The organism is Streptomyces carpinensis (assembly GCF_002154505.1).
Classification (GTDB): domain Bacteria; phylum Actinomycetota; class Actinomycetes; order Streptomycetales; family Streptomycetaceae; genus Streptomyces; species Streptomyces carpinensis.
On sequence record NZ_MUBM01000499.1, the window covers coordinates 1 to 5,897 of the forward strand.

At 73.7% G+C, this 5,897-nt stretch carries 6 protein-coding genes; 1 reads left to right on the top strand and 5 read right to left on the bottom strand.

Annotated elements, in window-relative coordinates:
• A partial coding sequence (locus tag BZY54_RS44745; protein WP_107419986.1) for a hypothetical protein occupies window positions 1-1,189 on the top strand: 1,189 nt, incomplete at its 5' end.
• Here BZY54_RS44745 and BZY54_RS44750 read toward each other — a convergent pair.
• From BZY54_RS44750 to secD, 5 genes are all read right to left on the bottom strand, one after another.
• Entirely contained in the window at window positions 1,141-1,506 is a 366-nt protein-coding gene (locus BZY54_RS44750; RefSeq protein WP_086731095.1) for a hypothetical protein, read from the bottom strand. The two genes, BZY54_RS44745 and BZY54_RS44750, sit on opposite strands and share 49 nt — an antisense overlap.
• Window positions 1,503-2,228: a hypothetical protein gene (locus BZY54_RS44755; protein ID WP_244217642.1), complete on the bottom strand. Its 726-nt coding sequence runs from the start codon at window positions 2,226-2,228 to the stop codon at window positions 1,503-1,505. Before BZY54_RS44755 ends, BZY54_RS44750 begins: the two co-directional genes overlap by 4 nt.
• Before the next feature lie 424 nt (window positions 2,229-2,652).
• The gene (gene narJ, locus BZY54_RS44760) at window positions 2,653-3,168 is read right to left on the bottom strand and encodes a nitrate reductase molybdenum cofactor assembly chaperone (protein WP_086731096.1); all 516 of its coding nucleotides are present in this window, start codon (window positions 3,166-3,168) and stop codon (window positions 2,653-2,655) included.
• On the bottom strand, window positions 3,165-3,551 hold the full coding sequence (locus BZY54_RS44765; protein ID WP_143668290.1) for a hypothetical protein: 387 nt from the start codon (window positions 3,549-3,551) through the stop codon (window positions 3,165-3,167). The genes narJ and BZY54_RS44765 overlap by 4 nt, the downstream gene beginning before the upstream one ends.
• Window positions 3,552-3,764: 213 nt before the next feature.
• Window positions 3,765-5,897, bottom strand: a 2,133-nt coding sequence (gene secD / locus BZY54_RS44770; RefSeq protein WP_086731098.1) for a protein translocase subunit SecD, incomplete at its 5' end; no start/stop codon positions are given.

Sequence of the window (5,897 nt, forward strand, 5' to 3'; positions counted from 1 at the left end):
CACCGCACCGGATATCGGCCGCATCGGCCGATATCCGGTGCGGTGGCACACCGCCCTGCTGACCGTGTGGACGGTCGTCTGGTTCCTCGTGGCCGAGCGCCACGGGGCCGTGTCCTGGCACTACCTGAGAACCGGTGAGGAACTGCTGTTCAGTCAGGTGCCGGGCGGCGGTCTCGCGCTGTACGCCAACCACCCGGAACTGCAGATCGGCCCGGTCAGTTTCGTGGTCGCCGCGCTGTTCGAGCCGTTCCACGCCGCCCTGGGCGAGAACCTCGCCGAGGCGTTCATGTCCGGCCTGGGGCTGTACATGCTGGTGCTCATCGGCCGTACGGCGGCCGAGCAGGGCCTCGGCACCGGCATGAACCACCGGCGTCTGCAGCAGCGCGTCCTGGTCGCCGGGGCCGCCTTCATCCCCATGTGGGTCGAGGTCTCGGTGCGGTTCGCACACCTGGACGACGTACTGGCGCTGTTCTTCACCACCCTGGCCGTTCGCGCCCTGGTGCGCGGCAACGCCACGGCCGTGGGCGTGCTGCTGGCGCTGGCCGTGGACTCCAAACCGTGGGCGGTGGGTTTCCTGCCGCTGCTGCTGGTCCTGCCCCGCCCGGTGCGGCTGCGCGCGGGCGCCTGGACCGTGGGTCTGGTGGCCGCGGCCTGGCTGCCCTTCTACCTCACCCACCTGGACACCTTCCACGCCGCCCGCTTCACCATCCCCAACCAGCCGGCCTCCGCCCTGCGCTGGTTCGGCGTGAACGACCCGGCCACCCCCTGGTGGGACCGCCCCGCGCAGATGAGCCTCGGCATCCTGCTGGGCGCGCTCGCGGTCCGCAGGAACCGCTGGGCCGCCGTGGTGCTGCTGGCCGCCGACGCGCGGATCGTGCTGGACCCCAGCGTGTACACGTACTACAACGCCTCGGTGCTGCTCGGCACCCTCATATGGGACTCCATCGGCCAGCGGCGCCTGGTGCCCTGGGTGAGCTGGATAGCGTTGATATCCCTGTACGGCAGCGCCCTGCTGGTGCCCTCCGCCTCCGTCCAGGGCCTGCTGCGGCTGGCGTTCGCGGCCGGTTCCGCGCTGTACGTCCTGTGCTGGCCCCAGCGCACGCCCCGCAACAGGCGCGGCGCCGGGGCGGCGGACGGCGGTCAGGCCCGGTCGGTGAGTTCCTCGGCGTACACCTGGGAGAGCGGCTGAGGGCCCACGTACTGCTGGCAGTTGCACTGCCCCGGCTCGTAACGCAGCGGCTTCTTGTTCTCGTCCCAGGCGGTCGGCACCTCCACGCGCTCGTGGCAGTGGCCGTTCTTGTCGTGCTTGGCCAGGTGGTGCGTGCACCCGCACACCGGCTCCGGCGGCTTGTGCGCGGCCTCGACGGCCAGCCGCTCCGCCTTCTGCGCCTCCATCAGCTCCAGCCTGCGCTGGTGGCGGTTGCGCAGCGCGGTGCGCGCGGTGTCGGCGAGCCACGCGAAGCCACCGGTCCAGAACAGGATGAGCACCCACCAGATCCAGTTCATCGGTCCCCCGTCCTTCCCCCTGTGCCCATGGGCTCAGGATAGGCAACGGCGGCCCGTACCGGGGCGGTCGGGAAGGGGACGTCGCGCCTCCGGCGGGGCAGCCGCAGCGGCAGCCGGCGCCAGGCGCGCTCGTGGACCAGGGCCAGGACGAACGCCGCGGCCACCGCGATCAGGTGCTCGCGGCCTGCCAGGTTGGGCCTGACCACCGACTCGGCCACCATCGAGCCGCCGGTGAGGAAGAAGACGACCGGGGCGCGCCGCACCACGGACAGGTAGGTGAACAGGCCCACCACGGCGGCGGACGGCCCGGTGTCGAGCACGTGCCCGATCTCGGGCGGCAGCCCCAGTCCCCACCAGCCGGGCCCGATCGCGAGCATCAGCCGCACCGTGAGGGTGCCGGCCAGGGTGGTCGCGTAGGAGATGAACAGGGTGCGGCCCCGGCCCAGGGCGAGCTCGGCCAGGGCGAACGCGATGAACAGCTGCGTGATGCCGGCCCACACCGGCAGGTCCAGGGCCGGGACGTAGAGCGAGACGGGGGTGCGCAACAGCGCCTGCCACAGCGGCAGGTCGGCCTGGACGCCGCCGAGGATCCGTACCGCCGTCTCGCCCTCGCGATGCTGTGCGAGCGCGTGGAAGAAGATCACGCCGAAGGCGGCCACGAAGGCCAGCACCAGCCCGGACAGGCCGCGGCGCATCAGCTGCCGCACCGGGTCCACGACCATGCCGTGCCACTCGCCGCGCAGGGTGCGCGCGACGAAGAGCGCGGGCCGGATCAGGGCCTCGCACCCGCGCCGTCTTCCACCGCCCGGCCCGACCTGCGTCACGCCGTCCCCCCGGTCCGCCCTTCCCGTCGCATGAACCGCTGCACCACCGCTCGGCTCCTCGAAGCAGTTCCCCGCCCTGGTGCGCACAACCGTATGGACCCGATTACGGCCCGCCACGTTCCCACGCGCCGGGCGGCGTTCGTCTCAGCGCGCGCCTGACCTGCGTGGAGTACGACCGGAGCGTGCCGCCCGGCCGCCGGAGCGGTGGACGACGCAGGAACGGGCCGGATGGCCGAGGGGACGGTGAAGGCGTGCACGAGGCGGCTGAACGGCCGGGGCCGGGCGGGGCAGGACACCCACCTCGCGGTGCGCGGGTGCGTCATCAGCGGCGAACTCCCTCGTCGAGGGTGGCCCGGACGGCGCGGATCACATCGAGGTAGGGGCTGCCGTGGGTGGCGAGGCCGGTGGCGAGCAGGGTGAGGGCGCTGCGGTGCTCGTGCAGCACCGCACGGCCGGCGGCGGGGCAGCGCGCCGCGAACTCCAGTACGGCGGGGAGGTGGTCGGGCGGTTCACCGTGGGACGGCTCCCAGCCGTGCTGCCGGTAGCGGGCCTCGAGCGCGGCGAGCGAGCCGCCCCGGCGACGGGTGTCGCCGTCCGTGTAGTGGGTCAGGTACAGGGTGCGGCGGCGGCTGCGGTCGAAGGTGGTGACGTACTGGGCCGCGAGGTCGAGCAGCGGGACGTCGGCGGTGCGGCGGCAGAACCGCAGCAGGGGCTCCGTCGCCGGGCCGCGCAGCCCACCGATCGACTCCAGCGCCAGGTCGCGGTGGGCCGGCCAGCGCTGGTCGGGGTAGTGCAGGAGCAGGGAGGCGGCCTGGTGGACGGCTCGGTGCTGGTTCATCGCCGCGGCTCGGCCTTCCGTCGGGGGAACAGCCCTCGCGGCCGGCCGCGAGGGCTGTTCCGGTCGGGCAGGTTGACGCGACCTCGCGGACCGCTGCCCGTCCCGGTGCCCGCGGCTGCGGGCGCGGGCGGGGCCTGTAAGGCGCCCATGGCGTCCCAGCCGTACATGCCGGGCCCCGGGGTGCGGTCCAGGCCGCACCCCGCGCAGGTCGCCGTGTCCGCCGCGCCGCCGGTGACGTGGGTGAGGGCCCGGTCGGTGCGCAGGACGGCCCGCAGGCCGGGCGGCGTGGGGAAGCGACGCGGCGCGCGCCCGGCCCGCGGCAACCGGTCGGCGGCCACCGCCGCCACCGGTTCCGCTTCCCGCCGGGCGCCGTGGCGTCCCACTGTCCTCACACCCCTTCGAAGCCGGTGGAGCACACCGGCCCGAGGGCTGTGCGCCCGTCCCGCCGGCGTTCCGTTCGCGGCCAGCGTCACGCATCGTCGCGGCGGGTGGTCGTGCAACTACGCGGAGTTGGGGGTGGCTATACGGAGCTTTTCTTGTCCTTTGCAATATTTGGATAGGGCACCTAGCTGAATGGTTCCTGCGGGACGGGCCGGTCAGCGGGCGCGCCGGCGGCCGTGGAGTTCGATGGCGACCGGGGCGGCGGTGAAGACCGACGAGTACGTGCCGACCGCGAGACCGATGAGCAGGGCGAGCGCGAAGTCGGTCAGCGAGTCCTCGGCGAGGACGGCGAGCGAGGCCAGGATGAGCACCGCGCCCATGCCCGTGTTCACCGTGCGGGGCACGGTCTGCAGGATCGCCTGCTCGGTGACGTGCGACAGGGGCGTCTTGCGGTCGCGCCGGAGCAGTTCCCGGATGCGGTCGAAGACCACGACCGAGTCGTTGACCGAGTAGCCGATCACGGTGAGCAGGGCGGCGAGGAACACACCGTCCAGCGGCTTGCCGAGCCAGGCGAAGACGCCGACCAGGATGAGCACGTCGTGGGCGAGGGCGGCGACCGCGGCCGTGCCGAACAGCCAGCGGAAGCGGGCGGCGAGGTACAGCAGTTGTGCTCCGAGGGCCACCGCGAGGGCGATCAGGGCGTTGCGGCGCAGTTCCTCGCCCAGGCTCGGGCCGATCAGCTCGTCACGGACCTTGGACGTGTCCCCGCTGTCCCCGCCGAGCGCGCCGATGGTCCGCGTGACGGTGTCCGCCTGCGCGTCGGTCAGCTCCTCGGTGCGCACGGTGAGCCCGGTGTCCCCGGCGGACTGGACGAGCGCGTGCGGGAACCCCGCGTCGGCGAGAGCGCCGCGGGCCCGCTCGGGATCCACGGCCCACGTGGTCTCGTACGCGATCAGGCGGCCGCCCGTGAACTCGATCCCCCACTGCAGGCCGCGCACCGCGATGCCCGACGCGGCGAGCACGAGCACGACCGCGGAGACCGCCAGCCAGCGGCGCGGCCGGCGCATCAGCCGAGGGCTGCGGCGTACGAGCGCGTCGCGCACCCGGCCGGTGGTGGCGAGTCCGGTGATCCGGGGACGCCGGTGCACCCATGGGCGGGAGGCGGCGAAGTCAGCCAGCACACGGGTGACCACCAGGGCGCTGATCATGGAGGCGAGGACGCCGATGCCGAGGGTGACGCCGAAGCCGCGCACCGGCCCGGAGGCGAGGAGGAACAGCAGCCCGGCCGCGATCAGCGTGGTGACGTTGGAGTCGGCGATGGCGCTGAACGCGTTGCGGAACCCGGCGGTCAGCGCCGAGCGCGTGCTGGGCCGCCGGCGCACGGCGTGCTCCTCGCGGGCGCGTTCGAAGACGAGCACGTTGGCGTCCACCGCCATGCCGATCGCCAGCACGAAGCCGGCCAGGCCCGGCAGGGTCAGGGTGGCTCCGAGCGCGGCCAGCGCGGCGTAGGAGATCAGCCCGTAGCCGAGCAGCGCGACCACGGCGAGGGCGCCCATGAGCCGGTAGACCACGATGATGAACAACGCCGTCAGCGCGGTGCCGACGACCGCGGCCCAGGCACCGGCCGTGATGGCGCGGGCGCCCAGCGTGGGGCCGATGGTGTGCTGTTCGACCGTCTCGACCGGCACCGGCAGGGCGCCGCCGTTGATCAGCAAGGCCAGTTCGCGGGCCTCGCTGTCGCTGAACGAGCCGGTGATCTGCGTGGAGCCGCCCACGATGCCCGTTCCGCAGGTGACGGACGGGTCGACCTGCGGCGAGGAGATGATCCGGTCGTCCAGCGCGATGGCGACCCGGCGCGCGGGGTCGCCGACCGGACGGCAGGCGGCGTCGGCGGTCAGCCGGGCCCACCGGTCGCGGCCCGCGCGGTCGAAGTCGACCGTGACGTGCCAGCCGGCGCCGGTCTCCTGGTCGAACCGGGCCTCGGCGCCCTTGACCTCCTTCCCGGTGAGGGCGGACGCCCCCAGACGCAGCTTCTGCCCGGACTCGGCGTCGGTCAGGACCCTCTCCCCGCTCTTGACGGGTGTCCCGGCATCGGCCGGTCCGAGCACGGGGTGGAAGGACAGCTGGGCGGTGCGGCCCAGCACGTCGGCCGCCTTCTTCGGGTCCTGCACGCCCGGCAGTTCGACGATGATCCGGTGGGCTCCGGAGCGGACGAGGGTCGGTTCGGCGACGCCGAGCGCGTCGACGCGGCCGCGGAGCACCTCCAGGGTGCGGTCGGTGGCCGCGCGGTCGGCCTTGGTGGTCGGGGTGGACCGCGTCTCCAGCACGATCTGGGTGCCGCCGCGCAG